27 protein-coding genes, 2 tRNA genes, 1 other RNA gene and 1 pseudogene are annotated in these 26347 nt (G+C 61.2%); 13 read left to right on the top strand and 18 right to left on the bottom strand.

What is annotated here, in order from left to right:
* Positions 1-93 precede the first annotated feature (93 nt).
* The 3 genes from M1D88_RS12470 to M1D88_RS12480 are packed head-to-tail and all read left to right on the top strand — an operon-like array spanning position 94 to position 2713.
* Positions 94-1257, top strand: a complete 1164-nt coding sequence (locus M1D88_RS12470; RefSeq protein WP_458111157.1) for a LacI family DNA-binding transcriptional regulator — start codon at positions 94-96, stop codon at positions 1255-1257.
* Positions 1245-2063, top strand: a complete 819-nt coding sequence (locus tag M1D88_RS12475) for an alpha/beta hydrolase (RefSeq protein WP_458111158.1) — start codon at positions 1245-1247, stop codon at positions 2061-2063. The genes M1D88_RS12470 and M1D88_RS12475 overlap by 13 nt, the downstream gene beginning before the upstream one ends.
* Before the next feature lie 32 nt (positions 2064-2095).
* Positions 2096-2713, top strand: a complete 618-nt coding sequence (locus tag M1D88_RS12480) for a GNAT family N-acetyltransferase (RefSeq protein ID WP_458111159.1) — start codon at positions 2096-2098, stop codon at positions 2711-2713.
* Here the strand turns inward: M1D88_RS12480 and M1D88_RS12485 are convergent.
* The 3 genes from M1D88_RS12485 to mptB all read right to left on the bottom strand — a co-directional run bounded on the left by M1D88_RS12485 (position 2703) and on the right by mptB (position 6057).
* Complete coding sequence (locus M1D88_RS12485; RefSeq protein ID WP_458111160.1) at positions 2703-3605, bottom strand: aldose 1-epimerase family protein; 903 nt, start codon at positions 3603-3605, stop codon at positions 2703-2705. The two genes, M1D88_RS12480 and M1D88_RS12485, sit on opposite strands and share 11 nt — an antisense overlap.
* 102 nt (positions 3606-3707) lie before the next feature.
* Entirely contained in the window at positions 3708-4475 is a 768-nt protein-coding gene (gene map / locus M1D88_RS12490; RefSeq protein ID WP_458111161.1) for a type I methionyl aminopeptidase, read from the bottom strand.
* A gap of 28 nt (positions 4476-4503) precedes the next feature.
* Positions 4504-6057 carry a polyprenol phosphomannose-dependent alpha 1,6 mannosyltransferase MptB gene (gene mptB, locus M1D88_RS12495; RefSeq protein ID WP_458111162.1) on the bottom strand — a complete coding sequence of 518 codons (1554 nt, stop codon included), beginning with the start codon at positions 6055-6057 and terminating at the stop codon, positions 4504-4506.
* Positions 6058-6258: 201 nt separating this feature from the next.
* Between mptB and orn the strand changes: the two genes are divergently transcribed.
* The 3 genes from orn (at position 6259) to def (ending at position 7768) form a co-directional block, all read left to right on the top strand.
* Entirely contained in the window at positions 6259-6888 is a 630-nt protein-coding gene (gene orn, locus M1D88_RS12500) for an oligoribonuclease (protein ID WP_458114514.1), read from the top strand.
* Between the two features lie 131 nt (positions 6889-7019).
* Positions 7020-7092, top strand: a tRNA-His gene (locus tag M1D88_RS12505).
* 103 nt (positions 7093-7195) lie between these two features.
* On the top strand, positions 7196-7768 hold the full coding sequence (gene def, locus M1D88_RS12510) for a peptide deformylase (RefSeq protein WP_458111163.1): 573 nt from the start codon (positions 7196-7198) through the stop codon (positions 7766-7768).
* 6 nt (positions 7769-7774) lie between these two features.
* On the opposite strand, the gene M1D88_RS12515 is transcribed toward def, so the two are convergent.
* The 4 genes from M1D88_RS12515 to rnpB all read right to left on the bottom strand — a co-directional run bounded on the left by M1D88_RS12515 (position 7775) and on the right by rnpB (position 11167).
* Positions 7775-8572: an HNH endonuclease family protein gene (locus M1D88_RS12515; protein WP_458111164.1), complete on the bottom strand. Its 798-nt coding sequence runs from the start codon at positions 8570-8572 to the stop codon at positions 7775-7777.
* A 167-nt stretch (positions 8573-8739) separates the two neighbouring features.
* Positions 8740-8952 (bottom strand): hypothetical protein, encoded by a 213-nt coding sequence (locus M1D88_RS12520; protein WP_458111165.1) that lies wholly within the window; start codon positions 8950-8952, stop codon positions 8740-8742.
* Positions 8953-9015: 63 nt separating this feature from the next.
* Entirely contained in the window at positions 9016-10458 is a 1443-nt protein-coding gene (locus M1D88_RS12525) for a glyceraldehyde-3-phosphate dehydrogenase (RefSeq protein ID WP_458114515.1), read from the bottom strand.
* 315 nt (positions 10459-10773) lie between these two features.
* Positions 10774-11167, bottom strand: an RNA gene (gene rnpB, locus M1D88_RS12530) — RNase P RNA component class A.
* 106 nt (positions 11168-11273) lie between these two features.
* Between rnpB and M1D88_RS12535 the strand changes: the two genes are divergently transcribed.
* A complete protein-coding gene (locus tag M1D88_RS12535; RefSeq protein WP_458111166.1) occupies positions 11274-12038 on the top strand; it encodes a YaaA family protein in 765 nt (254 codons plus the stop codon).
* A 26-nt stretch (positions 12039-12064) separates the two neighbouring features.
* On the opposite strand, the gene M1D88_RS12540 is transcribed toward M1D88_RS12535, so the two are convergent.
* The gene (locus M1D88_RS12540) at positions 12065-12802 is read right to left on the bottom strand and encodes a zinc ribbon domain-containing protein (protein ID WP_458111167.1); all 738 of its coding nucleotides are present in this window, start codon (positions 12800-12802) and stop codon (positions 12065-12067) included.
* 120 nt (positions 12803-12922) lie between these two features.
* On the bottom strand, positions 12923-13846 hold the full coding sequence (locus M1D88_RS12545; RefSeq protein WP_458111168.1) for a Nif3-like dinuclear metal center hexameric protein: 924 nt from the start codon (positions 13844-13846) through the stop codon (positions 12923-12925).
* 99 nt (positions 13847-13945) lie between these two features.
* On the opposite strand from M1D88_RS12545, the gene msrA reads away from it, so the two are divergent.
* The 3 genes from msrA (at position 13946) to epsC (ending at position 16097) form a co-directional block, all read left to right on the top strand.
* Positions 13946-14470: a peptide-methionine (S)-S-oxide reductase MsrA gene (gene msrA, locus M1D88_RS12550; RefSeq protein ID WP_458111169.1), complete on the top strand. Its 525-nt coding sequence runs from the start codon at positions 13946-13948 to the stop codon at positions 14468-14470.
* A 65-nt stretch (positions 14471-14535) separates the two neighbouring features.
* Positions 14536-15471 carry a cysteine synthase A gene (gene cysK / locus M1D88_RS12555; protein WP_458111170.1) on the top strand — a complete coding sequence of 312 codons (936 nt, stop codon included), beginning with the start codon at positions 14536-14538 and terminating at the stop codon, positions 15469-15471.
* A gap of 41 nt (positions 15472-15512) precedes the next feature.
* Positions 15513-16097 carry a serine O-acetyltransferase EpsC gene (gene epsC / locus M1D88_RS12560; RefSeq protein WP_458111171.1) on the top strand — a complete coding sequence of 195 codons (585 nt, stop codon included), beginning with the start codon at positions 15513-15515 and terminating at the stop codon, positions 16095-16097.
* A gap of 92 nt (positions 16098-16189) precedes the next feature.
* On the opposite strand, the gene gndA is transcribed toward epsC, so the two are convergent.
* Complete coding sequence (gene gndA, locus M1D88_RS12565; RefSeq protein ID WP_458111172.1) at positions 16190-17626, bottom strand: NADP-dependent phosphogluconate dehydrogenase; 1437 nt, start codon at positions 17624-17626, stop codon at positions 16190-16192.
* A 239-nt stretch (positions 17627-17865) separates the two neighbouring features.
* On the opposite strand from gndA, the gene M1D88_RS12570 reads away from it, so the two are divergent.
* Positions 17866-18591 (top strand): FadR/GntR family transcriptional regulator, encoded by a 726-nt coding sequence (locus M1D88_RS12570; RefSeq protein WP_458111173.1) that lies wholly within the window; start codon positions 17866-17868, stop codon positions 18589-18591.
* A gap of 69 nt (positions 18592-18660) precedes the next feature.
* A complete protein-coding gene (locus M1D88_RS12575; RefSeq protein WP_458111174.1) occupies positions 18661-19716 on the top strand; it encodes a D-2-hydroxyacid dehydrogenase in 1056 nt (351 codons plus the stop codon).
* A 353-nt stretch (positions 19717-20069) separates the two neighbouring features.
* Here M1D88_RS12575 and M1D88_RS12580 read toward each other — a convergent pair whose 3' ends face one another.
* Genes M1D88_RS12580 through M1D88_RS12590 form a run of 3 tightly spaced genes read right to left on the bottom strand, consistent with a single transcriptional unit; the run spans position 20070 to position 21188 of the window.
* The gene (locus M1D88_RS12580) at positions 20070-20783 is read right to left on the bottom strand and encodes a hypothetical protein (protein WP_458111175.1); all 714 of its coding nucleotides are present in this window, start codon (positions 20781-20783) and stop codon (positions 20070-20072) included.
* Positions 20780-20932 carry a sigma factor-like helix-turn-helix DNA-binding protein gene (locus M1D88_RS12585; protein WP_458111176.1) on the bottom strand — a complete coding sequence of 51 codons (153 nt, stop codon included), beginning with the start codon at positions 20930-20932 and terminating at the stop codon, positions 20780-20782. Before M1D88_RS12585 ends, M1D88_RS12580 begins: the two co-directional genes overlap by 4 nt.
* A 13-nt stretch (positions 20933-20945) precedes the next feature.
* Complete coding sequence (locus M1D88_RS12590; RefSeq protein WP_458111177.1) at positions 20946-21188, bottom strand: RNA polymerase sigma factor; 243 nt, start codon at positions 21186-21188, stop codon at positions 20946-20948.
* A 110-nt stretch (positions 21189-21298) separates the two neighbouring features.
* On the opposite strand from M1D88_RS12590, the gene M1D88_RS12595 reads away from it, so the two are divergent.
* Positions 21299-22048, top strand: a complete 750-nt coding sequence (locus tag M1D88_RS12595) for a class I SAM-dependent DNA methyltransferase (protein ID WP_458111178.1) — start codon at positions 21299-21301, stop codon at positions 22046-22048.
* Positions 22049-22167: 119 nt separating this feature from the next.
* Here M1D88_RS12595 and M1D88_RS12600 read toward each other — a convergent pair whose 3' ends face one another.
* From M1D88_RS12600 to M1D88_RS12620, 5 genes and pseudogenes are all read right to left on the bottom strand, one after another.
* The gene (locus M1D88_RS12600) at positions 22168-23517 is read right to left on the bottom strand and encodes an MFS transporter (RefSeq protein WP_458111179.1); all 1350 of its coding nucleotides are present in this window, start codon (positions 23515-23517) and stop codon (positions 22168-22170) included.
* 194 nt (positions 23518-23711) lie between these two features.
* Positions 23712-24509: an IclR family transcriptional regulator gene (locus tag M1D88_RS12605; protein WP_458111180.1), complete on the bottom strand. Its 798-nt coding sequence runs from the start codon at positions 24507-24509 to the stop codon at positions 23712-23714.
* Positions 24510-24860: 351 nt separating this feature from the next.
* Positions 24861-25145: a hypothetical protein gene (locus tag M1D88_RS12610; protein WP_458111181.1), complete on the bottom strand. Its 285-nt coding sequence runs from the start codon at positions 25143-25145 to the stop codon at positions 24861-24863.
* A gap of 94 nt (positions 25146-25239) precedes the next feature.
* A tRNA-Val gene (locus tag M1D88_RS12615) sits at positions 25240-25312 on the bottom strand.
* Between the two features lie 106 nt (positions 25313-25418).
* Positions 25419-26340: pseudogene (locus M1D88_RS12620) on the bottom strand (NAD-dependent protein deacetylase).
* Positions 26341-26347 lie beyond the last annotated feature (7 nt).

The following is a 26347-nucleotide window of genomic DNA, read 5'->3' on the forward strand; positions in this document are numbered from 1 at the left end:
TTCCAGCCAGACTTGGCAAGCGCTTTCCTGAAAGTCGTCACACCTGTCATAATGTGGAAAACGCAGAAGTTTTGCCGAACAGGAGATTTCCCCGTGGCAGCAAGTACCCTGACCGAGGTGGCGCGCCTGGCTGGCGTGTCACCAGCCACAGCCTCAAGGGTGCTCAACGGATCCGACCGTAAACCGGGACCTGGCGTTTCCGAACGTGTGCGTCAGGCCGCTGAGGAGCTGGGCTACATTCCCAATGCACAAGCCCAGGCGTTGGCGAAGTCGAGTTCCGGACTCATCGGACTCATCGTCCACGACATTGCAGATCCTTACTTTTCCGCCATCGCGCGAGGGGTCCAAAGCGTAGCCAAGACCCAGAACAAGATGGTGCTTCTTGCAACCACTGGAGGAACTCCGGCAGACGAAAAGGAGGCCGTCGCTGCTTTTGCTGCCCGTCGGGCCGATGCGATCGTCATAGCCGGTTCCCGGTCCTCGCGGCCGGAGGACCAGAAGGCCAACAGCGAACTGGCCGCCGAGCTGGACAGGTATTGCCGCAACGGCGGTCATGTGGGAATTGTCGGTCAGGCAATTGTCGGGGCGGGGAGATCCGAGGGCTATCACCTCGTGGAGCTTCCCAATGAGCAGCTTGCCTCAGAGCTTGCCGGCCAACTTGCCAAACTCCACACCGGCGAGTTTGTAATAGTCGGTGGCCCGGAGGGACTCGTTACCTCGGATGACCGCATTCGCGGTTTCCAGAAGGGGCTTGCCAATGCAGGCCGCGCCCCCGCCGAGGTTGTGAACACATCCTTCAACCGGGCCGGGGGGTATGACGCCGGACGCCAGTTGGCCGATCGCATCCGCTCCTCCCAGGAAGCACAGGACGGCGCAGATCCCGCTGACACAAAGAAATCCAGGCTTTGTATCTTCGCTGCCAACGATGTCATGGCCATAGGTGTCGTTGCTGCATTGCGGGAGGAGGGTTTGCGCATTCCCCGTGACACCCTTGTCGCAGGGTTCGACGACATTGAGACCCTCAGGGATTTCCGTCCCGCACTCTCCACGGTCCGGCTACCTTTGGAAGAAATCGGCCGCCTGGCAACCATGAGCACCGCCGGTCACAGCCGGAAGGAAACTTTGGCCAGATCAAAGACGGCGGACGAGTCGGGGCACCAGCAAGGAAGTACTGGCGCAGCCCACCTTGGTGACGGTCAGGGGCCAGCGGTTACCGGCGAGGTCAAGCTTCGTCGGAGCACGCAATGGACCCCGTAGCCCAGGCTTTCTCCATGCCGGAAGGAATGACAGTAGTGGCTGCGGGCACTCCGGCAGCTCATGCCCTGCCGGCCATGCTGGTGCTCCCAGGCGGCGGTTATGCCCATCATGCAGAACACGAGGCAGAACCAGTTGCCCGCTGGCTCGCTTCCTTGGGTGTGCACGCCTTTGTGCTGCGGTACCGAGTTGCACCGCACCGGCACCCGGCTCCCCTGATAGACGCCAAACGTGCAGTGCAATGGATCCGCTCAGGCACACATGGTTTGCCCGTGGATGCGGAAAGGGTCGGGGTTCTGGGCTTTTCTGCCGGGGGCCATGTAGCCGCGACACTGTCCACCTCCGTTGCAACCGGAGACGCCTCACTGGATACCGATACGTCTGTGCCTGATCTCGCCGTCCTCTGCTATCCAGTGGTTTCGTTCACGTCCGCCGTGCATCAAGGATGCGTGGATAATCTGTTGGGCGTCTCCCCCTCCGCCCCTTCCCTCAGAGACCTGTCAGCAGAGCTGAATGTCACCCCAACCGTACCCCCCACGTTCGCCTGGCACACGGCAGATGACGCGGCAGTGGATGCCGAACACAGTCTGGGCTACGTCTCAGCCCTGACCAGGGCCGGCGTACCCACGGAGCTGCATGTGTTTCCGCACGGCCGCCATGGTTTGGGCTTGGCTTCCGATGACGCCAGCGTCAGGCAATGGACCCGGCTCTGTGAACGATGGCTCCTAAGCCGCGGCTGGATCTCAACGGAAGCAGGATTGGTCACTGAGGCAACTCCCGCTGCTGTCAGCGCGGGACACAGGCAGTAGTCAACGGCGTGCAGGGCGTCTAGCCTTTTGGCATGCCGAAGATGAACGATGTTCCGGATTCAGCGGTCACCACTGGCCCGGCTCTTTGGCCCGACGTTGAGACCCTGTTCGGAATTCGCGGTGACCCCTCCCGCTGTTGGTGCCGTTTTTTCACCCTGACTTCCTCTGAATACAACAACACCTCTCCAGAGGAGCGGAAAAGTCAGTTACGCGCCCGTTTCGACTCCCCCAAACCGGAACCAGGAGTCATGGCCTACCTCGAGGGCAAGCCGGTGGGATGGTGCGCGGTGGAACCCCGCTCCTGCTATCCCCGCATTGAACGTTCGCAACTGATGCGCGATGCGGCTCCGCGTCTGGCTGAACTTCCCGTTCCTGGCGACATATGGTCAGTCACTTGTTTCGTCGTCGCCTCCGGACACCGCCGCAAGGGAATTGCAGCGGCCTTACTACAGGCGGCCGTGGAACACGCCTTCACCCATGGTGCCGCCATGGTGGAGGGCTACCCGATCGATCCGGCCGCAAGGCCGAAGGCCGGTGCCGCCGACCTTTACCACGGCCCGTTATCCTTGTTTCTGACCGCCGGCTTCAGGCTGGTGGACACCACGACGCCGGGCCGCGCCGTGGTGAGGCTGGACAAGGTCAGCGGCTAAGGGCCCTGATGATCCAGGCACCCTCGTGGGTAGCGCCGGGGGCCAATTCGACGACGTCCACACCGGTGTTGAAGGCATCCGGCGGGCAGGTCATGGGTTCCACCGCCAGCCCGAGCCGCGATGGGCCCGTGGGCTTGTCAGCGGTGTGGATCTGCAACCAGGGCCACTGATGGTCCCATTCGAGCTCGACGCCCGAGCCTGAAGGATCAAAGACGCGAACGGACGCAGAGCCGGAGGACATTTCGATATCGGTGAAGGCATGGTCAATCTCCACCGATCCCAAAAGCCTTTCACTGCGGAAATCAAAGTCATGCCCCTCAACTGTTACCGTCCGCACAGGCAGCAACCTGTCCTGGGTGACTTCCAGGAAAGCAGCGGCGGGCATTTGCAGTGTCCATTCGTCCAAGGGGGCAGGGCCTGCAACGAGGTAGGGATGGGGACAAACACCATAGGGGGCGGCTTGGTCTCCCGTATTCCGGGTAGTGACCGTGCTGTGCAGACCGTCTTCCTGGAGCTCATAAGTGACGCTGATGTCCAGATCGCCCGGATAAGCTGGCCCGCCCGTCACCGTGGTGCCCAGACTGATCGAAGAAGATCCCTCGTGACGCACTTCCCAGGTCTTGCCGATAACAAGGCCATGGAGCGCCGTTCCGCGCTCCGGTTCATTGATCTCAGCCTGATAATGCATTCCGTGGAAGCTGTACATACCGTCAGCAAGCCGGTTGGGCCAAGGGGCACAGATCGTCCCTCGGTAGTCAGGAATGCCACCTTCCGGACCGAAGCTGATCACCAGGTCGCGGCCTTCATGGCGCAGTTCCCGCAGGGCCCCGCTCCTGGACGTCACAATGGCCGTGTATGGCCCGAAGCTGATGTTGTGCTCTGTGAGTGCCATGGCGTTCCTTTGTGACTGAGGGCTGTTAGCGCTAACCACTATAGTGCGACCGGGAGACCGCCTTGCAATGGTTACGAGAGAGGAATGCTGGGCCCAGCTGCGTTAAGGAAGCGTCAGGATGACAGGGCCGTCGGCGGTTATGGCCACGGTGTGCTCGCTGTGGGCGGCGCGGCGGCCGCTGGTGGACCGCAAGGTCCATTCGTCGTCGTCGTGGTAGTAATCATCCTTGCCCCCAAGAATCAGCATGGGTTCAATGGCAATGACCAATCCTTTGGTGAGCTTGATGCCACGTCCAGGCCTGCCCTCGTTGGGGACGGCAGGATCAGCATGCATAGTGCGGCCGATGCCGTGTCCGCCGTGATCCGCCAGCAAGCCGTACCCTGCCCTCCGCGCAGCGCCGCCGATCGCATACGCCAGGTCCCCCATCTTGTTGCCGACCCTGGCGGCATCAATTCCGCGCGCCAGTGCTGCCTCTGTCGCCTCGATCAGCGCGATGTCCTCCGGATTGGCTGTACCCACGACGAAACTGATGGCCGCATCGCCGCACCAACCGTCCACGAACGCTCCGCAGTCAACGCTCAGCAGGTCGCCGTCCTGGAGCTTGTATTCGTTTGGCACGCCGTGCACCACTGCGTCATTAACGCTGGTGCAGATCACGCCAGAAAACGGCACACTTGCCCACCGCGGATGGTAATTGAGAAAAGCGGGAGCAGCCCCGGCGTCGGAAATTAATGCCGCTGCCACCTCATCCAGCTCCTTGAGTGCCACGCCGACTCCTGCAGCCGATTTCACGGCGGCCAATGCATTGGCCACGACCCTCCCGGCCTCGCGCATCCGCGCGATCTCATCGGGGCTCTTGATCATGGACATTGCGGGTTCTCCGGACGTGTAAGGGCGCTCAAATGACAGGGCGCGTAGGGATTGGCTCGTGCATTTTGGTAAAGAGCCATTTGGTTCTGGGATCGAGGAAAATCAAGTACAGGGCAAACAGCACAGCAATGACCGCGGCAGCAATACGTGCCAATGCAAGAGCAAGGCCCAGATCCTCAGCCTGGTAGGGAAAGACGTCCAACTGGTCCGAAATGGCGTAGATCATGAAGAACGAGACGATGAAATACAGCGCTTTGACCTGCCAGTCATCACGGATGCCTGTGACGGCAAAAAGCGGGATCAGCCACACGACATACCAGGACTGGATCATCGGGGCCAGCACAACGATGGCGGCGAAGGCCAGCGTAAGGCGCCGCATGAGGCGATCGTGGTCCCCACGGAAGATCTGCCAGGCGACTATTCCGAGCGCCAGGACCTTGCCGGCGTCGTAGACCCATTTCGCCAGTGCCCAGCCGTCAAGGCCGAAGGCGTCCAGGATGGACGCGACGATCAGCCCTAAAAGACCCACAGGGGCGTACCAGATCCAGATGCTGCCCGGCGCGGAGAGGCCGTTGATCCAGCCAAAGCCGAAACCGTTGACAAGGCTCAGGGCATACAGAATCCCCAGGCTGATCGCTGCGGTGAGTCCCCAGAAGAGGAATTTCCTCACCCAGCCTGCGTTCTTTCCTGCCCAGAGCAGCCCTATGAAGGGCAGGAAAACTATGGTGATCGGCTTGACGGATATGGACAAAGTGACCAGCACCAGTCCCAGGAACATCCGCTTGGTGGCGCAATAGTAGAGCCCGGCCAGGGCCAGTCCCATCATCAACGCATCGTTGTGCACGCTGGCAATAAAATTGGTCAGGAAGAGCGGGTTGGCCGCAGTCAGCCACAATGCGCGGTGTGGATTGACGCCGTGAAGTTCGGCCAGCTTTGGGACGTAAACGATGCACAGGATGACGCCGCACAGTGCCACCAGCCGGAACAGCATGATACTCGCCTCCGGGTGGACATTTGTGGACCACACCACGAACTGTTCGATCCAGAGGAACAGTTGACCGTAGGGAACCGGTGCCTCCGTCCACATCTTGTCGGCGCCCAGCTGGAAGTAGTTGGACAAGGCGGAGATCCCGTTCTCATAGGGATTAAAGCCCTCCACCATGAGCCGGCCCTGGCCGATATAGGCGTAGACGTCGCGGCTGAACAGCGGTACCGACAACATCATCGGAAGGCCCCACAGAGCAACGGCCTGGAGAGTGGCTTTCCGGGCGCCAGGTCCCCAGACCTTCACGCGTTGTCCCAGTCGAAGCCATGCGCGAACCAGCAGCATGCCACCGATCGCCAGCAGAACAATGGACAGGGCAACTCCAAGTCCCTCTGTGCGCATCCAGATGAAGAGCGGCAGCCGCCACAGCTCCGAAGCCTGGGCCAGCCACCCCACTCCCACGGATCCAAAAGCCATAAAAAGGGAACCGACAAAACCTGCCAGCAGTGGCGACGCCGGGTTGTCAACTTCAACCACAGCCGGCTCGGGAGACTTAACGGCAGCCAGCTCCCCCGAAGCCGGTACGGGCGCCGTCATCTCAGGAGGGTCCAATCTGTTTGGTGGTACAGGGTTCGCCGGAAGGCCGGGCGGGCTTACCGGCCCATAGCTGAGCGCAGCATAGTAATTGATCCCGCTGCGTACCCAAAAATCCTAGCATCGGACGGGCCTTAGGCAGCGTAACGGTAGGCTGGACGGGTGCCTATATCTAACGAACGCATCGTCTGGATCGACTGCGAAATGACCGGCCTGGATCCCGTCAATGATGCCCTCATTGAAGTGGCCGCGCTGGTGACTGATTCCGAGCTGAACATCCTTGGCGACGGCGTTGATGTCGTGATCAAGCCGGATGATTCCGCTCTTGCCCAGATGAACGACTTTGTCCGCGACATGCATACCCGATCGGGCCTCCTCGAGGAGCTGCCCCATGGGAAGACCATGGCCGAAGCCGAAACCGCCATCCTGGAATACATCCGGAAATGGGTGCCCGATGCGCGCAAGGCACCACTGGGAGGGAATTCGGTGGGAACGGACCGGGTCTTCCTGGTCCGGGACATGCCTTCCGTGGTGGAGCACCTGCACTACCGCGTCATCGACGTCAGCACAATCAAGGAGCTGTCCCGTCGATGGTTCGCGCGCGCCTACTTCCAGGCGCCCGCGAAGCTTGGCGGCCACAGGGCCCTCGGCGACATCAAGGACTCCATCGATGAGCTCCGGTACTACCGCGAGGCTGTCTTCGTTCCCGCCCCCGGACCAGACAGCGCCACGGCCCAGAGGATCTCCAAGGCTGTGATGGCGGGCAATACTCCGGCCACTGAAGCACCCGATACAGCCTCGGCTATCACCTCCCCGGCAGCACAGGAAAAGTAATGTGCACCACGTTTGAGGGATTTTTTGGCAAAACACGAAAAAGTGGCAAAAGCACCCCCTGACAGCAGGTAAACTATTTGACGTTGCCTTTTCAGCCAGCCGGTCCGCCGGAAGGCATGACAGGGCGCATGGTGGGCGTAGCTCAGTTGGCAGAGCGCCTGGTTGTGGTCCAGGAGGTCGCGGGTTCAACCCCCGTCGCTCACCCTCAGGAAGACCGGCACCTCGCCGGCTTTCGCCAAAGACCGTACCGGAATCCGGTACGGTCTTTGTTGTTTTTGTTGCCCCTGCACTGAAGGAATCCGCCGAGATGACCGTTCTGCCAATCACCATCTGGGGCGAGCCGGTACTCCACCGCCGGGCCGCCGAGGTCGACGTCTTCGACGACGAACTCCGCAGTCTCATTGCGGACATGTTCGAAACCAACGACGCCGCCAACGGCGTCGGGCTCGCAGCGCCCCAGATCGGCATCGGCAAGCGGGTCTTCATCTATAAGTTCGCGAACGATGACGATGTCCCGCCGACCGGAGTGGTGGTGAACCCCGTCCTGACCTTGTCCAAGGTCTCCGGGGCCCTGCCCGATCCGGATGAGGAAGTCGAGGGCTGCCTCTCCTTCCCGGGTGGGCAGTATCCGCTAAAGCGCGCTGAGTGGGTTCGAGTGCAAGGATTCGACGGCGACGGCAAGCCTGTGGATTTCGAAGCCACTGACTGGTTCGCACGCGTCATCCAGCACGAATACGATCACCTCGACGGCAAACTGTACGTGAACCGCCTGATTGACAGATACTCCCGCAAGGCCCTGAAGCAGGCCAAGAAGAGCGGATGGGGCGTGCCGGGCCTTACCTGGATGCCCGGCGTGGACCCTGACCCGTTCGGGCACTGACACGGCTCATTTCGCCACAATGGTCTGCTGCCACGGGCAGGAATCAAGCACCCGCTTCATTGCGTCCTTCTCGGGCTGCGTCACCCAAAGCCGGTAAGCCGCTTTGACCGAGATCTGCCGTGCCACGTAGTGGCATCTGAAAGCCTTGTTGCCGGGGAGCCAGGTTGCTGCGTCCCCGGCGCCTTTCTCCTGGTTAGCGGGGCCGTCAGCCGCGATGAGGTTCAGGGGATCGTTGGCCAGGTTCTGCCGCTGTTGCTTCGTCAGCTGCTGGGCGCCTTTCTGCCAGGAATCCGCCAAGGCCACTACGTGATCGATCTGGACCTCCATGCTGCTCTCCGAGCCTCGGCGAAAGGAGACCATGGATCCGGTGTAGGGCTCGTGGAAATCGCCGCTTGCCACCTTGCAGCCTGAACCCTCCGTGAACAACTCCCCTGTCAGGTCGCGCCTGAGAATATCGTTGCGGGTGTCGCAGCCGTTGTGGTCGGCGTCGAACCATGCCTGTCCGAACGCGCTGCGATCGTAGTCGTTCTTGGGTGCCCGGCCCTTAACGGTCAGCTGTTCCAAGGCTCCGGCTGCGCTTCCGGCAGGAACCGGCTGCACGGGAACTACAGGCTTCATCCAGTCCGGGTCCAGCACCGGAGCTTCCGAGGGCCCATTGACGCGGGGCTCCGCGATGGCGAACTGTCCAGCGGTGAAGAACCAGCCGATGACACAGACGATTCCCAGAATAAGGACGGACAGCACGGCCCACGCCTGCCGGGAACGGCGTCGGGCACGGCGGTAAGCCGACCAGTGAATGGTCATGGCTGTCCCGCCATGCTGGTTCGCGTATTTGGACTTTTGAAGTTCAGCGGAAGTCTGTGGGGCACTCGAAAAGCCTAGGGCAGGCCACCGACAATTCCGGCGCTATCCACAGTGTGGAGGAACAGTGCCAGGCGAAGGTATGGCCAGCCTGGTACAGCGACCTCCGATTACTGCTCCCTTGTCACCCTTCGCAGGTCTTCCTCGGCGAGGTTCATCAGGTCCTCGAGCTGCCTGATCCTCTCGTCGCCGATTTCTCCGGCAGCATGTGCGGCCCGGGCCTGGTCCAACAGCCGTTTGGCTTCTTTATGGTTGGCGCGGGCTACGTCAAGCGCATGTTCAAGGGTGGTGTCATGTTCTCCGAGAGCTGAGTCTGTATCCATGACACCATTCTGGGCACCTTTCCCGGCTGATACCAGAGTGTCAGCCGGGAAACTCCCGAAATGCTAGACGGCGATGGCCGCAAGCACAGAGGCCGGCTCTTTGGCCGGGAACGATGGCGGATTGACTCCGGCCATCTCCTCCATAACGCGGACTACCTGGCAGCTGTAGCCGAATTCGTTGTCGTACCAGACGTACAGTACGAGGTTCTTTTCATTGGAAATCGTCGCGAGACCGTCGACGATGCCCGCACGGCGGGATCCGACGAAGTCGGTGGACACAACTTCAGGAGAGTCAATGTAGTCAATCTGCTTGCGCAGTTCCGAGTGCAGGGACATTTCACGGAGGTAGTTGTTGACTTCCTCCTTCGTGGTGCCGTTTTCGAGGCTCAGGTTCAGGATGGCGAGGGAGACATCCGGCGTGGGAACGCGGATGGAGCTGCCGGTGAGCTTGCCCAACAGCTCGGGTAGGGCCTTTGCCACGGCCTTGGCCGCACCGGTCTCGGTGATCACCATGTTAAGCGCTGCCGAACGGCCACGGCGGTCACCCTTGTGGAAGTTGTCGATCAGGTTCTGGTCATTGGTGAAGGAGTGGACTGTCTCGACGTGCCCGTGGACCACACCGTACTTGTCATTGATGGCCTTCAGGACCGGAGTGATGGCGTTGGTGGTGCACGATGCCGCGGTGACGATCTTGTCCGAGTCCAGGATGGTCCCGTGGTTGATGCCGTGAACGATGTTCTTCAGCTCGCCTTTGCCCGGGGCCGTCAGCAGTACGCGGGAAACGCCTTTGCTCTGCAGGTGCTGGGACAGGCCCTCTGCGTCGCGCCAGCGGCCCGTGTTGTCCACCACGAGTGCGTTGTGGATGCCGTAGCCGGTGTAGTCGATGGTGGCAGGATTGTCAGAGTAGATGACCTGAACCTGGACACCGTTGGCCGTGATGGTGTTCTTGTCTTCGTCAACACGGATGGTGCCTTCGAACGAACCGTGCACTGAATCACGGCGAAGCAGGCTGGCCCGCTTGGCAAGGTCGTTGTCCGAGCCGCGGCGCACAACGATGGCCCGCAGGCGCAGGCCATGGCCTCCACCGGCCTTTTCGATGAGCAGGCGTGCCAGGAGGCGGCCGATGCGTCCAAAACCATAGAGCACGACGTCGGTGCTGGTGCGGTCGTCGCCGCCGCGCTTGCCCACGATGTCCGAAAGCTCGTCGCGCAGGAAGTCTTCAAGGGTGGCGCCGTTGCCCTCGACCTTGTACTTCTGGTTGAGGCGGGCGATGTCGATTGCCGCAGCCCCAAGTTCCAGCTGGGACAGGACATTCAGCAGAGGAGCTGTCTCTTCGAGAAGCAGTTCGTCCTTGCTCATCCGGCGTGCAAACCGGTGTGCCTTCAGGATGTTCATGGTGGACTTATTGATCAGGCTGCGTCCGTGGATGCTGGTGACCACGTTGTTCTCGCGGTACAGCCGGCCGATCACGGGGATCATGGCCTCAGCAAGCGCCTCCCGGCCCATCCACGTATCAAGACAAGAATCTGACGTCTGGCTCACAGAACTACCTTCCTTGGGTCAACTGCATACGTCTTCGTATGAAGATGTCGGCCGCCGGAGGTATTCCGGGGCACAGGCACCAGCGGGGATTCGGTCCACCCCGGGTGCCTTGGAGAAGCGCAAAGAAAAACCGCCGCTGCAAACGCAGATCCGGCGGCAGAACTTCTACGTTCACTCTCCATTCTAGAGGCGAAGGGCTTGACTTCCTGCCTCGGCTGAGCGTGAAGTCACTCACATGGAGTGCGTAGCCTTCCCTTACCGGGAACGCGACGCAGTGTGTGGATGGGTTGACCGATACGCCGGGTTCTGTGCTCCCGTGCTGTTACCGGCACGGGAGTAGCGGCCATCCATCTACGGACGCCGTTGCCGACGCCCTCCAGCGGCCTACCCGGGCACTCGGGCGAGCAGCCCTCAAACGCGCCCTGTATGGCCTTGCTCCGGGTGGGGTTTACCTAGCCTTCCCGGTCACCCGGGAAGCTGGTGGTCTCTTACACCACCGTTTCACCCTTACCTGCGCGTCCGGCTGTGCGGACACAACCGAACTGCAGGCGGTCTGTTTTCTGTGGCACTGGCCTGCGGGTTACCCCGAGTGGGCGTTACCCACCACCCTGCTCTGCGGAGCCCGGACGTTCCTCGAGCCACTTTCGTGACGCGCGGCCGCCTGGTCAACCCATCCACGTTCCATTCTACGGGCAGCCGCTCCAGCGGCTGCACCGCTGATCCACTGCCTGGCCTTTGTCATCTTTGGAGGCCTCCATTGCGGCCCCTAAGATCGTACGGTGCTGATTCTGCTCCCCCCTTCCGAAGGCAAGACCCCCGCCGTCCGCGGCGACGCCGTCCACTGGCCCACGCTGAGTTTCCCCGAACTGAATACCCACCGGGCAGAAGTACTGGAGGCGCTCGGTACTGTGAGCGCGCATGAAGACGCCCTCGCCCTTCTGGGCGTTGGGGCATCGCTCAAGGACGACGTCGACCGCAACACCCGCCTGCACCGGGAGCCAGCAGCTCCCGCCCACCAGGTCTACTCGGGCGTGCTGTACGACGCACTGGGCTACCAGTCCCTCACTCCGGCGCAACGGAAAAAGGCGCATGACTCTGTGGTGGTCATCTCGGCCCTGTGGGGAGCCATTCGTTTCGATGACCGGGTGCCCGCCTACCGGTTATCCATGGGAACTGCACTTCCCGACGTCGGACGCCTGGCTTCCTTTTGGAAGCCCAGGATTACGGAAGCCCTGGCCGGCCTGACAGCCGGCGAGTTGTTCGTGGACTGCCGCTCAAGCACCTACGCCGCGGCCTGGGCGCCGCCGGCCGGCCAGACCGTAGCGGTCAATGTCCTCACCGAGGTGGCAGGAGTGCGCAAGGTGGTCAGCCACTTCGCCAAGCACACCCGTGGTGAGGTGGCCCGGCACCTGCTGACGCGTAGAGGGAACGCTCCCGCCACCCCGGCGCAGCTGCTGAAAGCTGCGGGCGAGAAGTGGAGCTGCGAACTCGTTGAAGGCACCGCCCGCAAGGCTCACGCCCTCAACATCATCCTGCCCGGCTAAGGAAGTAGTAAAGGCTGGAGACGGCCTTAGGCCCACTCGGCCGAGCGGACAAGGATGCAGCCGGAGTCCGGGCAGAACACGATATCGTCTTCTGCCGCTGCCTTGATCTCGGCGAGGTCGCCCGGGCTGAGCTGCATACCCGAACCTTCAGACTTGCCGTGGAACAGCCGCGCGGCCCCGACTCCCCTTTTGGCGAGGGTCTTTTCATAGACCGCCAGCATCCCGGCGTCGAGTCCGGAAGCGAAAGCGGAACGTTGGGCGGAAACTGTGTGCTCCTCAGCAGACACTTCGGCCAGGGCGGCATCGAGTTCTGCCCGGATCACGCTGAAGGAAGCCTTGATATCGTCCACGATCTGCTGCTGGGCCGCTTGACGTTCCCGCAGGGCGTCGAGCCGTTCCATTACCTCGAGTTCAACGTCCTCGAGGTCTGACCGCCTCTTGTTCAGCGAGGCAATGTCTTTCTGAAGCGCCACAAGATCCTTTGACAAACCCGTGCCGCTGTTGAGCCGCGCTTCGTCCCGAGCGATCCGCGAGGTAACCTGCTCGACGTCGTCCTCGGCGCGCTTAAGCTCCGTCTCGGCGTCGTGAACGGCCATCTTTGCCGCCCCCAGCTCGCCGTTGGCGACGTTAAGGGCCGCCTCAAGGTCCGTGATGCGGGGATCGTTTTCAAGGGTACGACGGCGGTTGGACAGTGACTTGAGTTTGGCGTCAAGCCCCTGAAGTTCCAGCAACTTCAACTGTTCCGCCGGTGCTGCCTTGGCCACTGCTACCTCCGCTTGTTCCAACCGGCCGGAGCCGGACGCCGTGCGGCGCTCTTTAGACTCTAGCGCCTGCGCTGCTCCCCTGCCTCGCTGCGCTCACCCGGGGCCCCTCGCACCTCAGGCTTAGCCGGGAGTCAGAATGAAGTCCCACGGATCACTGTTGGTGGTGCTCACCTGGATTTCCACCTCGTGGCCCTGGTCGTTCAGGACGTTGCCCAGTGCTTCCGCGGCCGCCGGCAGCCACAGCCACTCGCTGGCGAAGTGTGAAACGTCAATCAGGTAGGGCCTGCCGTTAACAGCGGCCTCGCGCGCTTCTGAGGCAGGGTGGTGGCGCAGGTCGGCCGTGACATAGATATCGGCGTTGCTGGCTCTGACCTCATTGAAAAGAGAGTCCCCCGCCCCGCCGCAGACGGCGACCCTGCGGATGAGGCCGTCCTTGTCCCCGGAGACTCGGACGCCGCCTGCAACTGAAGGAAGGATGCCGAACACCCGGGCGGCAAAATCCCCCAGGGTCATAACGTCGGCGAGATCGCCCACGCGCCCAATGCCTTCTTCCGGAAGGCCATTTGCAGCGGCCATTAGCGGGACCACATTCTGGAGACCCAGGGCATCAGCAAGGACGTCCGAGACACCCCCGACGGCGGAATCACCGTTTGTGTGAACCGTGAGAAGCCCGGTACCGGACTCGATCAGCCGGTGGACGGCTGCACCCTTGGGCGTGGTGGCTGCGACAGAGCTGACGCCCTTAAGCAGCAGGGGGTGGTGGGTGATCAGGAGCTGGGCACCCCATTCAATGGCCTCTTCGATGACTTCAAGGGTGGGATCCACAGCGAACATGATCCGCTTGACGGATGCAGACGGATGCCCGGCCACAAGGCCCACTTCGTCCCATTCTTCTGCGAGGGACTCCGGCCAGAGTTCCTCCACGGCGAGCAGAATTTCACCCAGCGTCGGTGTCAAGGATACGTTCTCGGTCCCCGTGGGGTCCGTAGTGGGCGAGCCCTGGGCGGAGGGCGCCGTTGAAACATCCGTGTTCACTGGTTCCATACCCCCATTTTTACCCTATTGCAGGGCCTCGCCTGCACGCGTTGCACTCTCGTAAGGTTGTCCGGGAATCATCGGACTGCTTCAACCATTGAAGAGGACATGAAAACGTTTGTACTTGGCGGAGGCTGCTTCTGGTGCCTTGACGCCGTCTACCAGATAACCAAGGGTGTCAGCTCCGTTGTCTCCGGCTATACCGGAGGCCACGATCCCCATCCCGATTACTACTCAGTGTGTGCCGGCACCACCGGACACGCTGAAGTTGTTGCCGTTACCTTCGACGAGGAAGTGATCCCTGCAGACGTCATTCTTGACATGTTTTTTGCCCTGCATGATCCCACCACGCTGAACAGGCAGGGTTACGACGTCGGCACCCAGTACCGTTCCTCGATGTTCTACCAGACAACGGAAGAGAAGATCCTTTTTGAGGAGGCGATTGAGCGCAACCAGGCGCTGTGGTCGCATCCGATTGTTACCGAGGTCAGCAGGCTGCCGCGATTTTATGTCGCGGAGGAGTTCCACCAGAACTACTACGGCAAGCATCCTGAGCAGGGCTATTGCCAGGTGATCATCAACCCGAAGCTGGCAAAGGCCCGGAAATATTACTCTGCATGGCTTAACGCTTAGCAAGGGTTCCCGGGCCTCGTTAGGCTGACCTCAGTATTCCCACCTCAGAGAACAGGCTCAGATACATGGCACGGATCTATGACGACGTTACCCAGTTGGTAGGCGGCACCCCCTTGGTCAGGCTCAACCGGCTGACCGAAGGCCTTGATGCAACTGTGGCGGTCAAGCTCGAGTTCTACAACCCGGCCAACAGCGTCAAGGACCGCATCGGTGTTGCCATCATCGACGCAGCCGAGAAGTCCGGTGCGCTGAGGCCCGGCGGAACCATCGTCGAGGGAACCTCGGGCAACACCGGCATCGCCCTGGCGATGGTTGGCGCAGCCCGCGGCTACAAGGTCATCCTGACCATGCCGGAAACCATGTCCACCGAGCGCCGTGTCATGCTGCGCGCCTTTGGTGCAGAGATTGTGCTCACGCCAGGTTCTGAGGGAATGCGCGGGGCAGTTGAAAAGGCGCAGGAGATTGTCGCCAACACCGAGAACTCCATCTGGGCGCAGCAGTTCGCCAATGAGGCCAACCCTGAGATCCACCGCACCACCACGGCTGAAGAAATCTGGACGGACACCGACGGCAAGGTCGACATCTTCGTATCCGGCATCGGCACCGGCGGAACCATCACCGGCGTCGGGCAGGTCCTGAAGGAGCGTAACCCCCGCGTCCAGATCGTCGCTGTGGAACCGAAAGACTCGGCCATCCTCAACGGCGGCGCACCCGGCCCGCACAAAATCCAGGGAATCGGGGCGAACTTCGTTCCGGAGATCCTGGACACCAACGTCTATGACGAGGTCCTGGACGCAACCCTCGAAGACTCCGTACGGGTCGCACGCGAACTCGGCGTCAAGGAAGGCATCCTGGGCGGCATCTCCTCCGGAGCCATCGTGTGGGGTGCGCTCGAACTGGCGAAGCGCCCGGAAAACGCAGGCAAGCTGATTGTGGCAGTCGTGTGCGACTTCGGCGAGCGTTACATCTCCACCGTGCTCTATGACGATATCCGCGGCTGATACTTCGCCCGCTCTCCCCCGTTTCCTGTAGAAAGACCTTTGTGAGCTTTTTCGCAAGACTTAAGGAAGACCTCGACGCCGCCCGGTCACACGACCCGGCGGCTCGAGGTTCTTTTGAGAACTTTTTCGCCTATTCCGGTTTGCACGCCATCTGGGCACATCGCCTGACCCACCGGCTCTGGCAAACTCCTTCGTTGCGCTTTCCGGCCCGGCTGATCTCCCAGCTGGCCCGGTTCCTCACAGGCATCGAAATCCACCCGGGAGCCACTATCGGCCGGCGGTTCTTTATCGATCACGGGATGGGTGTGGTCATTGGCGAGACTGCGGAGATCGGCGAGGATGTGATGATCTATCACGGTGTGACCCTCGGCGGGCGTTCCCTTGCCAAAGTTAAGCGCCACCCCACCATTGGCGACCACGTCACCATCGGTGCGGGGGCCAAGATCCTGGGCCCCATCACCATCGGGCGCGACAGTGCGGTGGGTGCCAACGCCGTCGTCGTCAAGGATGCACCTGCTGAATCGATCGTCACCGGCGTTCCTGCTACGTGGCGCCACCGGGATGCCCAGCGCGAAACAAAGGCAGCGGTTGACCCTGCCGAGTACTACATCGAATACCGGATCTGACAGCTTCCCGGAACCTCGAACCACTTACGCATAAACAGAACGGCCGGCGCCTCCCACTCGGGAGTCGCCGGCCGTTCTGTTTATGGCAGGAACTAGTGTGTGTCCACGGCCGCGATTTCGGACTTGTCTTCGCCCCACAGGGTGTGGAATGTACCTTCGGCGTCAACACGGCCGTAGGTGTGGGCTCCGAACAGGTCGCGCTGGCCCTGGATCACAGCGGCCGGGAGGCGCTTGCGGCGCAGGCCGTCGTAGTAAGCCAGTGACGAGGAGAATACCGGAACGGGGATACCCAGCTGAACGGCGGTGGCGACAACACGGCGCCATGCCGGAAGGACCTCGGCGATTGCCTTGGTGAACGCCGGCGCGAAAAGCAGGTTTGCGGGCTTCTCCTCGGCGGCGTAGGCCTTGGTGATTTCCTTGAGCAGCTCGGCGCGGATGATGCAGCCGCCCCGCCACAGCGAAGCGATCTCGTCCAGCTTCAGGTCCCAGCCGTATTCCTTGGCAGAGGAAGTCAGCATGTCCAGGCCTTGGGCGTAGGAGACAAGCTTGGAAGCGTAGAGGGCCTGCCTGACGTCCTCAACGAACGTCGCGGGAACCTCGACGTCGATTTCCTCTCCGGCGAGGAGCTCCTGCGCGAGCTTGCGCTGCTCCGACTGTGAGGACAGTGCCCGAGCGAAAACGGACTCGGCAATGCCCGACGTCGGGGAACCGAGTTCGAGCGCGGAAATGACCGTCCAGCGGCCGGTCCCCTTTTGGCCGGCAGCATCCACGACGACGTCGACAAACGGCTTCCCCGTCTTGGAATCCACGTGGCCCAAAACCTCGGCCGAGATCTCGATCAGGAACGAAGCGAGATCGCCCTGGTTCCACTCAGCGAAGATCTTCGACTGTTCTGCCGGCTCGATGCCCGCCCCTGAACGGAGCAGGTCGAAGGCTTCACCAATAACCTGCATGTCGGCATACTCGATACCGTTGTGGACCATCTTGACGAAGTGACCGGCGCCATCAGTGCCGATCCAGGCGCAGCACGGCTTGCCATCGACCTGGGCTGCGATCTTCTCGAGCAGCGGTCCGAGGGCGTCGTAGGACTCCTTTGAGCCACCGGGCATGATGGAGGGTCCGTTAAGGGCGCCTTCCTCTCCACCGGAAACACCGATGCCCACAAAGTGCAGGTCCTTGGCAGCAAGGGCAGCTTCCCGGCGACGGGTGTCCTCGTAGTGGGAGTTGCCGGCGTCGATGATGATGTCGCCGGGCTCAAGCAAGGGCTCCAGCTGCTCGATCACTGAGTCGACGGGCTTGCCCGCCTTGACCATGATGAGCACGCGGCGCGGCTTCTCCAGGGAATCAACCAGCTCCTGCAGGGTTTCGGTTCGGACAAAGTCGCCGTCGTGCCCGTGCTTTTCCAGCAGAACATCCGTCTTCTCCACGGACCTGTTGTGCAGGGCAACGGTGAAGCCGTTCCTGGCGAGGTTTCGGGCCAGGTTGGCACCCATGACCGCGAGGCCGGTGACACCGATGTGTGCAGACATCAAAACTCCAATTCATTCATGTGCAGGTTTGCATCCAGTCCCGCACTTCCTGGGGAACACAGTTTGAGAACCAGTGGATATGAATAAAGCATATGTATTGCCGGTCAGTACGGGGAAGTTCAGCCCACGTACTGGAAGGCTTTGCGTCATAAAAAGGCCCAAGGCCTGCCCGGGTGCGTCTCCCGAACTGCCGGCAACCAGCTGAAGGAAACAACACGGGCACGATTATGCTTACCACTATGTCAACCAGCCTCCACCATCGTGCCATTGAACATTTGGGGACCAGCATCGTCGGAGGAAGCCTTCCCGCAGGCCATGTCGTCCTGGCTGAGCAGCTGGAGGATGAACTCAAAGTATCGCGCTCAGTGGTCCGCGAGGCCGTCCGGGTCCTGCAGTCCCTCGGCTTGGTCGAAACAATTAAGAGAGTTGGCATCCGGGTCCTTCCCGCCGATCACTGGAACCCGTTTGATCCGCTCGTGATCCGGTGGCGCCTGGCCGGGGACGCGCGCGGAGCTCAGCTCCGCTCACTTGCGGAGCTCCGCTCGGCGGTTGAACCAATAGCTGCAGAGCTTGCGGCTCTCAACGCGCCGGAGGCCCTTCGTAGGGAGCTCCTTGAGGTGTCCGACGCCATGAGAGCCGCAGGCGAGGCAGGCGACCTCCCCCAGTTCCTGAACCTGGACATCCGGTTTCATTCTTTGCTGCTGACGGGTTCGGGCAATGAGATGTTCGCAAATCTTGTGGGGCAGGTGGCCGAGACGCTGACTGGCCGGACTGTCCTTGGGTTGATGCCCGATCACCCGAGTGAAGCTGCCTTGGGATGGCACAGGGAGGTGGCGGAGGCGATCGCGGCTGCAGATTCTGCCGCGGCACGGGAAGCTGCGGACAAGATCATGCGGCATTCCCTGGCAGAGCTGGAGCCCAATTGGCGGGATCAGCCACGGGTGTTTCTGGAGCCTCGCAGATGAGGCCGTAAGCTGGGGACATCCTTTGGTCCAGTGTTCAGTATTCTTGACTGAATTCAGTATGATGAACACATGACGCCTCCTGAAACCATCGTCGCGATCGCCGTCCCGCTCGAAGCTGAGCATGTGGAGCGGATCCGTGCCGTGGATCCCACTGTGACTGTGCTGTACGAACCCGACCTTCTTCCCCCGGAACGTTTCCCGGCGGACCATTCAGGCGATCCGGATTTTCAGCGAAGCCCGGAGCAGGAAGAACGCTATTGGGCGATGCTCAATAAGGCCCAGGTCCTGTACGGCTTTCCCAACGAAAGCCCCGGAGGCCTGGCCAGAATCGCCGGCAGCAACCCCCATCTGCAATGGATCCATGCCATGGCTGCGGGAGCAGGAGGTGCAGTCAAGGCCTCGGGACTGGACAGTCAGACACTCCAGAAGTTCCAGGTCACCACCTCTGCCGGCGTGCACGCCCTCCCCCTTGCGGAATTCACTGCCCTCGGCATCCTCAACGGATTCAAGCGCAGCGCTGAACTGGCGCAGGACCAGGCTGCCAAAGCGTGGCCTGAACTCCGGATTCCCACCCGCTTGGTCAACGGCTCCCGGCTGGTGGTGGCAGGACTGGGTGAGATCGGCCTTGAGACGGCCAGGATCGCCCGGGCCTTGGGCATGAAGGTCAGTGGCACCAAGCGCTCGGTGGCACCGATCGACGGAATTGATGAAGTAGCAGACAACAGCGGCCTGGCCAGGCTTGTGGCTTCGGCAGACGCCGTCGTCAACACTCTGCCGGGCACTCCCTACACAGAAAAGCTCTTTAACCGGGAGATCTTCTCGGCCATGAAGCCCGGTACGGTCTTCATCAACGTGGGACGCGGGACCGTGGTGGACGAGGACGCCCTGCTTGAAGCCCTGAACAACGGCCAGGTCTCCTATGCTTGCCTGGACGTCTTCGCCGTCGAGCCTCTCCCAGAGGAGAGTCCGCTGTGGAACCACCCGAAAGTTATGGTTTCACCCCACACGTCTGCACTGAGCGCCGCTGAGAACCGGCTCATCGCCGAACGCTTCTGCAGCAACCTGCGCACCTACCTCGACGGCGGGGAACTCCCGCACCTGGTTGATACCGTGCACTTCTACTAAGCCTCAAAGGCAAATCCCCCGAAAATGAGGGCGTCGCCGGCACCACTCCGCGGCCCTTCTGGAAGGGGCTGAACCCTATCCCTGGCGGCATAACGTCGAAAACCGGGAGGGTCTCGCCGGCGCAAGAGGCAGTTTCGAGACTCAACCGTCCCTTGACCAGCGGCCCCGGGTCACCGTCTGTCATGGAGATGAATCCCCATTCATTGAGAGTGACTGCTTTGTCGACCTCAAATGCTCCACGATAGCGAACGTTTCCTTCCGCATCCGCTGACATTGGTCTGACGGCTGCCGTGAATCCCCGCGGCCAGCGCAGGTAGACCTTCTCTGTGCTGTTTTCGAAGGTGAAGCATGCCTCAGCGGCGGAAACATGGCCGCGTACCAGGCCCGCTCTCTCCACCTTCCCCTGCGGTGCCCCAGATGACATCGGTGGCGGTCTCAGGCGACAGGCTGTCCGTGTAAGTGGCCACAGGCACGTCCCCCTTCGGCGCCACGTCTATGCGCGATCGGAGGTCATCACCGATGTCCACCGGTTCGTCAGTGAAGGGGGCCGTCGTGGTGGACGTCCTGATGTTCCGGATCTGCAGAAGCGCGTGTGCTCTCTCCATCAAATGCATCTCACCGTCGGCGCCAAGGGCAAAGAACCCGAGATACGTCATGGGCGCTTCTTTCTGGCTGTGCTGCCAAAGCAGGGTACCGCTGGCGGTCCTGTCTTCCACTGCGGCAATATCCACGGAGGTGGTCCCCAGGCTACGCGAACCTTTCAACACCTGCCGTACATCCACCGGTTCGACCCCGATCCGGTCACCTAAGTTCCGGGAGGTGGGCAATGCCTCCAGGACGAGCACTTCGTCTGCTTCGGCGAATAAGTCGTGGAATGGTCCGGCGGGAGGGTTTTGACCGGGATCAGGGGCGGCAGCAGATGGAGCGGGATTCGGAGGAGCCTCCATCGTGGCCGCTGGTGCCGCGACGGGCGGGGGCTGGACGTAGCTTGCAGTAAAGACTGCTGCCGCTACGGCGGCAACTGCCAGGAACCCTCCGGCCATGTCGTCGGCGGAAAGGTCCTTCATCGTTGGAACTCCTCTGAATCTCGTTCGGTCTGAAGCAGCTGACCGAGCGCCTTGCGGGCACGGTGAAGCCCCATCCTTATGGCTGTAGCGCTGGTATTCAGGAGATTTGATACCTCGCCGGAACTGAAGCCATCCCAGTACGTCAGCAATAAGACCTCGCGTTCAATTCCGCAGAACGTTGTGTGCCACCCCGAAGAGGACCATGACGGACAGTTCGTCCACGTGCCTGGATTTCTCCCACACGATCCGAAATACTTCCGCGCAAAGGTCCTCGGCAGTAGAAGGGTTTTCAGTTCGCCGGCGGAAGTATCGGTAGATGCGGTCGTGGCAGGCTGCGTGAGCCGCCGTAAACCGCTTTTGTCTTTCCAGGTCCACGCGATCCCCCAGATGCGTTTGTAAGCTCATGCCCGGTTAATGTCCGGCAACCGGGAATGTGTAACCAGGAATCGCAAGTTGCCCGTTTCCAGATGGTTTGCCGGCCCGGTTCCGGCTCGGCTGTGTGCAATAGTGGCGGGATGGTTAATCAGCAACAGCTTTGGGACCATCATGTCGCGAAAGAGTACGACACCCCGGGGGAGGGAATGTTCTCCCCCGAAGTTCTTGGGCCCACGATAGAAGTCCTGTCGAAGTTCGCAGGTCCGGGTCCGGCCGTCGAGTTCGCCATCGGTACGGGGCGTGTCGCCATTCCCTTGGCAGAAGCTGGAGTCCAGGTCAGCGGCATCGAACTGTCTCATGCGATGATCTCCCGACTACGTGAAAAGGTCGGCGAAGACCGCATTCCCGTCGTTCAGGGCGACATGACTGAGGCATCGGCGGGCGAGGACTTTTCGCTGGCTTTTCTGGTGTTCAACACCATCTCCAACCTCCTCACACAGGACGAACAGGTCCGGTGTTTCCAGAACGCCGCCCGTCATCTGGCACCAGGCGGACGCTTCGTTATTGAGCTCTGGGTGCCGCAACTGCGTTCGCTGCCGCCCGGACACGGCGCGACAGTCGAGGTAAGTCAGCCCGGATACCTGCTGGTCGATACCTATGACGTGTTACACCAGCACGTCGTCTCCCACCACGTGCAATTCGGCCCCGAACTGTCGGAAGGGCGCGATGCAAAGATCGGACGGACACCACACCGGTACGTCTGGCCCAGCGAGCTCGATCTTATGGGGCGGCTGGCCGGATTTGAGCTCGAATCAAGATGGGCGGACTGGGACCGCAGCGAATTCACTGCGGAAGCCCGCAGCCACGTCTCCGTGTACCGGAAAGGCTGAATCTCTCGTTCGTACTTTTGAGGTTAGAGTCGACGTGCAGGAAGAGAACATGCAAAAGACGGCCCTCTGAGGAGGGCCGTCCTTTGCTCCAGACAACGAGGAATCGTGCAGTACGAGGACTAGCTGGCGTCCTCGACGAGCAGGAGGTCCCGGCCTCTGGTTTCCGGAGTGAAGAAGGTAGTGGCAAAGGAGATCAGCGCCAGCACTCCCGAGTAGACAGCCAGAACGAGCCACGAGTATCCGGTCGCCGCAAGCAGGGCGGCGCCCACCAGGGGAACTAGACCGCCGGCCAGCACTGCGGAAAGCTCACGGCTCATGGCAACGCCCGTGAAACGGTACTGGGATCCGAACAGTTCCGGCAGGAGCGGGCACTGCGGGCCAAGCATAGACTGCACTCCCAGTGCGATGCCCACCACCATGACGACCCAGACGAGCGTTACGTTGCCAAGGGTGACCAGGTAGAAGGCCGGGAAGGCAATGAGAGCCTGGAAAAGGGCACCGTAGCGGTAGACCGGGACTCGTCCGAACCGGTCGGACAGGGCACCGAACGTAACCACCATAACGGCGGCGAACCCTGCGGCAATGAGGAGGCCGACTGGACCAATGAACTTGTCTCCCGGGAACACTCCGGCCGGAGCAGCGAGGAAGGCAACCAGCAGCGCGGAGTAGATCGAGGAGTTTCCGTTCTCACCCATCCGCAGCCCGATGCCGATCAGCACATTCTTTTTTGAGTGCTTCCAGAGCTCTCCCACCGGGTTTTTGACAACATTCTTGTGCTTCTCCAGCTCCTGGAAGACCGGTGTTTCCTTCAGCCGCAACCGGATGAAGATAGCAACAGCAATCAACAGGATGCTGGCCAGGAACGGAACGCGCCATAGCCAGCCTTCAAGAACGGCCTTGTCTGCCATTGCGATGAGGGCAAACGTACCGGCGCCCAGCAGTGTCCCGAGCTGAATGCCGACGAAGGGAAGGGAGGCGAAGAAACCACGCCGCCGCCTCGGGGCAACTTCCGAGATGAGCGTTGTGGCTCCGGCTTGTTCTGCGCCCGCACCAAGTCCCTGGAGGATCCGCAGGGTTACAAGGAGAACCGCACCCAGCATGCCCGCCTGTTCAAAGGTAGGCAGGAGCCCGATCGCGAAGCTGGCGGCTCCCATAAGGCCGATGGTCAGGATCAGCACCATCTTTCGGCCGAAGCGGTCCCCGATGTAGCCGAAGATGACCCCACCGAAGGGGCGGGCCGCAAAGCCAACACCGTAGGTAGCGAAGGATGCAATCAGCGCACCCTCAGCTCCAAGAGGCTTGAAAAACAAGGGCCCAAAAATCAGGGCAGAGGCCAAGCCATAGATATAGAAGTCGTAGTACTCAAGCGCGGAGCCCACGGAGCTGGCAAGAGTTGCCCTTCGCAGCTGTTCCGGTTCGACGACGGCGCCGTCCGCATCAGCCAGCGGTAATTCAGTACGAGTTGTCACAAGCACTCCCTTAAGAACACTCCAGACCCCCGTTGGTCTGGCGGGATAGCCCAGCACCGTGGTGCTGATCACTATGATGAACACAGTACAACATAGTGAACGCTTGGCCAAGGAGTATTTTCGATGTGTCATAGGAAGGGATGCATATGCCTCTTGCAGGCTGAATCAGCTGCGAGGGCCCATCCAATTCGCCCCTACCCCATGGGATTACCCAGGGAATGGGCCAGCTCCTGCAACTCCTTTACCATTTGGGCGCCCTGTTCCGGCGAATAGGTGGCTTTGAGTGCCGTTACTGAAAGTCCAAGACTGGGCCCATGGGCTCCCCGCGTGGGCACAGCCACAGCAAGGCAGACCACCCCGGTTGTTGACTCCTCGTCCTCGAAGGCATAGCCCTGTTCACGGATTTGCCGGATCTGGGCCTTCAGCTCCGCTCCGGTGCGGAGCGACTTGGGGGTCATTACAGGCAACTGCAAGTCGTCCGGGAACTTCTCTGCGAGGTCGTGATCGTGGAGGCGGGCAATAAGGACTTTCCCCACCGCACAGAGGGATACCGGCATCTTGTCGCCGATGTTCGACGTCAAGCGAACGGCAGGGTGGCCTTCGTAGCGTGCAAGGTAAATGACGTTCATTCCCTCAAGCATTGCGATCCGAACAGTCTCACCGGACAGGGTGGGAGCCTGTTCGCAGTAGCGGTAGAACTCCTGCACTTCATCCAGCCGGCTCAGGTAGGCTGCGCCCAGCTCCACGAGCTTGCGCCCTAAGGCAAAATCCTGACCCTGCCTGTTGACGAGGCGTGCCTCCTCCAGAGCAAGCAGGAGATTAGAAGTTGATGATTTCGGGATGCCCAGCTCGCGGGCTAGATCACTTAACGTCAGGCGCCCAGTGGCCGACGCCGCCAGGGCGTCCAGGACGGCCGACGCCCGCGTTACAGCCGGCGCGGGAGACGCGCTTCCTGCTCCCTCAGACGAACGGGACGTTCGGGAATCCACCATGATTCTCCTTAGCTCGATGCCGCAGTGTCAGCCCTCTGTTCATTCAGCTGAACACTAAACATCCTAGTGGTAATGCGAGTTGGGCAACCCTGCTCTGGGGCTTATGGGAGGGCTCAATGGGTGGCCCACTTCGGCGACCACTCACCCCGGATGGGTACATGAGACAGATGTTGCCCTGAAGTTTCCCTAAAAGTTACGAGCTGTTTCGCTTTTCCAACGCTTCGCGGTATATTCATTTCAAGCCTTCCACCGCGGCATCCCCCAATAGCCGCGGTGGAGGGCTTATCCAATTCTTGGGGTTAGCGCTAATTTTTGGGCGATGACCGCCCTACCGGCGACGACTGCCCCTCCTTAGGCGGCCACCGCCGAGCGAACCCGCCAGCCTCCGCCCAATCCGTCGCGAATCAGCTCCATGGTGGTCAATGGAGACGAACAATTCTGGCCCAGCCTCGCCTGGATCTGCCATACCTCGACATCTACCCGGCTCAGCCCCTTTGGCATTCTCCGCTCGGCTTCCCACCACTTTGTCCGCTCAAACCACCGGACGCAGTCGGGGGCCACGGTCCACTCGCGGCCACTTCTGACTACAGCCGCGGGATGACCATTGGGGGTCAGGCGTACTACTACGTGTTCCATCTGCCGAAGCTATAGCGAGGGTACGACAATCACCGATACGCGAGAAACCCCGCCACTCTGGCCGAATAAGCCAAAATGACGGGGTTTATTGTAGTGGGTCCTACCGGGATCGAACCGATGACATCCACGGTGTAAACGTGGCGCTCTACCAGCTGAGCTAAAGACCCATCGTATGGTTTGAACACTGCGGTGCGTCCAACCAACGAACATAGACTCTACCTGAACCTGGGCGGAGAAAGCCAATCGCCTTCGTCGTCCTGTAGCCTCCGGTCCCTACAGCGGAGAAAGATTGGCCGCCAGCCACGTCAGTGACTCACTTACGCCGGCTTCGAGTTTTATGGTCGCCAGGTTGTCCCCGCGGGTTTCACCCCGGTTGATGATGACTACCGGTTTTCCCTGCTTCGCTGCATGGCGCACGAACCGCAAGCCGCTCATAACGGTCAGCGAGGATCCTGCCACCACAAGCGCTTCGCCTTCGTCCACCATGGCATAAGCCTGTTCCACTCTTTCCTTCGGAACATTCTCGCCAAAATAGACGAAATCGGGCTTCAGCAGTCCACCGCAGGCAGGGCAATTGCCCGATCACAAAACTCTCGATCAGCCGGAGGTCATCCACTTCAGCGTCAGCGTCAGGCGCTATTTCGACCACTCCAGCTGCAAGGGCTTCCTCAAGGAATCGTGGATTGAGTTCTTCAAGCACGCCCGCCACAAGTTTCCGGCTGTAGCGGCGGGAGCACGACAGGCAGACGACCTGGTCAAAGCGGCCGTGCAGGTCAACCACGTTGACGCTCCCGGCGTCTTCATGCAGGCGGTCCACGTTCTGTGTAATGAGGCCGGTCAAGAGCCCACGCTGTTCAAGAACGGTGACGGCCAGGTGTCCAGGGTTGGGATCCGCACGCTTGAGGTGGGACCAGCCGATGTGGTTGCGTGCCCAATAGCGCTGACGGTTGTGGTGCTCCCCCACGAACTCCTGGTAAGTCATGGGTTCACGGGGAGGCGAACCAGGGCCGCGGTAATCGGGAATTCCCGAATCTGTACTCAATCCGGCTCCGGTGAGCATTGCAAACCTGGTGCCGGCAAGGAGATCAGCTATGGCCTGGAGTATTTCCAGCTGATCGGGGGCGGGGCCTGCGGCAGGAACCGAGGGCAGGATTGCAAATCCAGTCATCCCAATCCCCGGCCGCCGCTGCCTCATCGAATCC

It is taken from the genome of Arthrobacter sp. R1-13, from assembly GCF_054161475.1.